This window comes from Protofrankia sp. CiP1_Cm_nod2 (genome assembly GCF_920664355.1).
Classification (GTDB): Bacteria; Actinomycetota; Actinomycetes; order Frankiales; family Frankiaceae; genus Protofrankia.
Map to the genome: position 1 here is coordinate 9604 of NZ_CAKKTL010000162.1, position 3065 is coordinate 12668.

A 3065-nucleotide genomic window follows, 5' to 3' on the forward strand; every position below is an offset into this window, starting at 1 on the left:
TGAGTGTCAAACAGCGGCTCTCGGCCTCTGTGGACGCCGAGTTGCTGGCCGTGGCCCAGGAGGCGGTCGCGCAGGGCCATGCGGAGAGTGTGAGCACCTGGGTGAACGACGCCCTGCGCCTGAAAGCCGACCATGACCGTCGGCTGCGGGCCCTCGACGACTTCCTCGCCGCCTACGAGGCCGAACACGGTGAGATCACCGAGCAGGAAATGCGTGATGCCGCCCGGCAGGCTCGTTCCCGAGCAGTCGTGGTGCGCGGAGCACCAGGCACGGATGCCCCTCCTTCACCTGGCCGTGATCGGGGAGCCGCCTGATGCTTGTGCTGGACGCCGGGGCGTTCCTCGCGGTCGAACGCGGTGACTGGAGCGTGGTGGCCCTGGTCAAGCGGGAACGCCTGGCAGGCCGCCCGCCGGTCACGCATGGGGGTGTGGTCACCCAGGTCTGGCGGGGTGGGCGGGGACGGCAGGCCGGGGTCGCCCACCTGCTCGCCGGCGTCACCGTCACACCGCTCACCGACGCCCTGGGGCGCAGGGCGGGCATGCTGCTGGCCCGCAGCGGCCAGTCGGACGCGATCGACGCGGCCGTGGTGTGCCTGGCGGCCGACGGAGACGACATCCTCACCTCCGACCCAGGTGATCTTCACATGCTCGCCCAGGTCGCCAATATCCACGTGGAACTCATCGCCGTGTAAGAAAGCCGGCAGCCACGATCTCCACCGCTCGAGCAAAGAACCGGCAGGCCGCGTGCGAATACCGATGGGTGCGGTTCCACTGAAGCGAGACCATTGGGTGAGCGATCTTCGGATGCCATGATGGGTTTGATCAATAAAAGGACTCCTTCTCGTTTCCTTAAAACAAATATTGGCTAATCACGGCAGCACATTGCCACATCAACGAACGCGTTCTGATCGACCGCTACCTCTCTGTGATACTGCGTTCGGAGTCGTCTGCCATGGTCCGCCAGGAACTGTGGGCGTTGCTCCTGACCCACCGCGCCATACGCCGAGTCACGACTGCCGCCGACCACGCCGGCTCCGACTGGCTATCGTTTCTGCACACCCTGCAGGTCGTGCGCAACCACTTCTGACAACTCAGCGCCAGGCAGCGCCGTATAGTCACGGAGTGAACCTCAAGGAGTGGGCTGCCGCGAACGGAGTCGGGTACTCGACCGCGCGCCAGTGGTTCCTTGAGGGCAAACTGCCGGTTCCGGCCCGGCGGGTCGGCGGGTCGGCGGGTCGGCGGGCTGATCCTTGTGGAGCAGTCCGACCGCCCGGCCGCCGGTGATCTGGCCGTGGTGTATGCCCGGGTGTCGTCCGCCGATCGGAAAGCTGACCTCGACCGGCAGATCGCCCGGGTCGCGACGTGGGCCGGCGAGCGGAACATTCCTGTCGGCCGGGTCGTGACCGAGGTCGGGTCGGCACTGAACGGGGATCGCCGGAAGTTCCTCACACTACTACGCGATCCGGCGGTGACGACCATCATTGTCGAGCACCGTGACCGGTTCGCACGGTTCGGCTCCGAGTACGTCGAAGCCGCTCTTGCCGCCCACGGCCGTAAGCTGCTGGTCGTCGACCCGGACGAGGCCGACGACGACCTCGTCCGCGACATCACCGAGATCCTGACGTCGATGTGCGCCCGGCTCTATGGCCGTCGCGCCGCGGCGAACCGGGCCCGTCGCGCGGTCGCCGCCGCGACCGAGGCGGCCGAGTGAGGACCTTGCAGGCGTACCGGTTCGCTCTCGATCCGAATGAGGTCCAGTTCGCGGGGCTGTCTCGGCATGCGGGGGCGTCCCGGTTCGCCTTCAACTGGGGGCTGGCCCGGGTGAAGGCGGCGCTCGCCCAGCGCGACGCCGAGCAGTCCTATGGCTTGACCGGGGACCTGCTCACCCCGGTGCCGTGGACGCTCCCGGCGCTGCGGCTGGTCTGGAACGCCGCCAAACACGAGGCCGCTCCATGGTGGGCCGCGTACTCGAAGGAGGCGTACGCGGCCGGGCTCGACCAGCTTGCCCGCGGATTGAAGAACTTCACCGACTCCCGGAAAGGAAAGCGGAAGGGTAGCCGGGTCGGTTTTCCCCGGTTCAAGAAGCGTGGGAAGGCACGCGACAGCTTCCGGTACACCACGGGCGCCTATGGGCCGGCCGGGGATCGGCGGGTGAAGCTGCCCCGGATCGGCCGGGTGAAGGTCCACGAGCCCCTGACGGCGCTCACCGACCGGTTGGCTGACGGGCCGGGCCCGGCTGCTGGGCGCGACCGTGTCGAGGGCCGCGGGCCGCTGGTTCGTGTCGTTCACCGTCGAGGTGGAGCGCGAGGTCCCCGCCGGCCCGTCCGCGCGGCAGTGTGCGATCGGGCCGGTCGGTGTGGACCTCGGCGTGAAGCACTTGGCCGTTCTCTCCACGGGAGAGACGATCCCGAACCCGAAGCATCTGGCCGCCTCTCTGCGCCGGCTGCGGACGGCATCGCGTGCGTACTCCCGCTCGAAGCCTGGTAGCGCCGCCAGGCGTGCGCGGGCCGCCCGCCTGGCGAAGATCCACGCCCAGGTTGCCAACCAGCGCCGGGACGGGCTGCACAAGCTCACCACCCGACTCGCGACGGCCCACAACGTGATCGTCGTTGAGGATCTGCACGTCGCCGGGATGGTGCGTAACCGGCGGCTGGCCCGCGCGGTATCGGATACCGGCATGGCCGAGGTCCGCCGCCAGCTCGCCTACAAGACCAGCTGGTACGGCTCGGCGCTGCACGTGGCGGACCGCTGGTACCCGTCGAGCAAGACCTGTTCCGGCTGCGGCGGGCGAAACCCAAGCCTGACCCTGTCGGACCGCACCTTCACCTGCCCGTCCTGCGGGCTAGTGATCGACCGCGACCTGAACGCCGCGGTCAACCTGCGTGACCTCGTCGCCGGCAGTGCGTCGGAGACGGTAAACGCCCGTGGAGCCGACCATAAGACCCGCGTGAGCGGGCAGGTGGCTATGAAGCGGGAACCCGGCTCGGCTCCGGCCGGTCAGACCGGGAGCGCCGCCCCGCAAGGGGCGGCGGCGTGAAGGCGTGCCATCTGACGCTCTCATGCAAC

The 3065-nt window shown here is 68.8% G+C and carries 3 protein-coding genes and 2 pseudogenes; all 5 read left to right on the forward strand.

Annotated features, from left to right (window positions below):
- Nucleotides 1-314 (forward strand): hypothetical protein (locus tag NBW84_RS16985; protein ID WP_445548745.1); only part of this gene is annotated, 314 nt, incomplete at its 5' end.
- A complete protein-coding gene (locus NBW84_RS16990) occupies nucleotides 314-691 on the forward strand; it encodes a twitching motility protein PilT (RefSeq protein WP_250285718.1) in 378 nt (125 codons plus the stop codon). The genes NBW84_RS16985 and NBW84_RS16990, both read left to right, overlap by 1 nt.
- A 260-nt stretch (nucleotides 692-951) precedes the next feature.
- Nucleotides 952-1086, forward strand: a complete 135-nt coding sequence (locus NBW84_RS24455) for a hypothetical protein (protein WP_445548223.1) — start codon at nucleotides 952-954, stop codon at nucleotides 1084-1086.
- Nucleotides 1087-1121: 35 nt separating this feature from the next.
- Nucleotides 1122-1710, forward strand: a pseudogene (locus NBW84_RS16995) (IS607 family transposase).
- A pseudogene (tnpB, locus tag NBW84_RS17000) lies at nucleotides 1707-3036 on the forward strand (IS607 family element RNA-guided endonuclease TnpB). The pseudogenes NBW84_RS16995 and tnpB overlap by 4 nt, the downstream one beginning before the upstream one ends.
- The last annotated feature ends 29 nt before the right edge of the window (nucleotides 3037-3065 follow it).

Coding starts and splice junctions, on each gene's coding strand:
- NBW84_RS16990 (WP_250285718.1), top strand. CDS start 314: ATGCTTGTGCTGGACGCCGGGGCGTTCCTCGCGGTCGAACGCGGTGAC.
- NBW84_RS24455 (WP_445548223.1), top strand. CDS start 952: ATGGTCCGCCAGGAACTGTGGGCGTTGCTCCTGACCCACCGCGCCATA.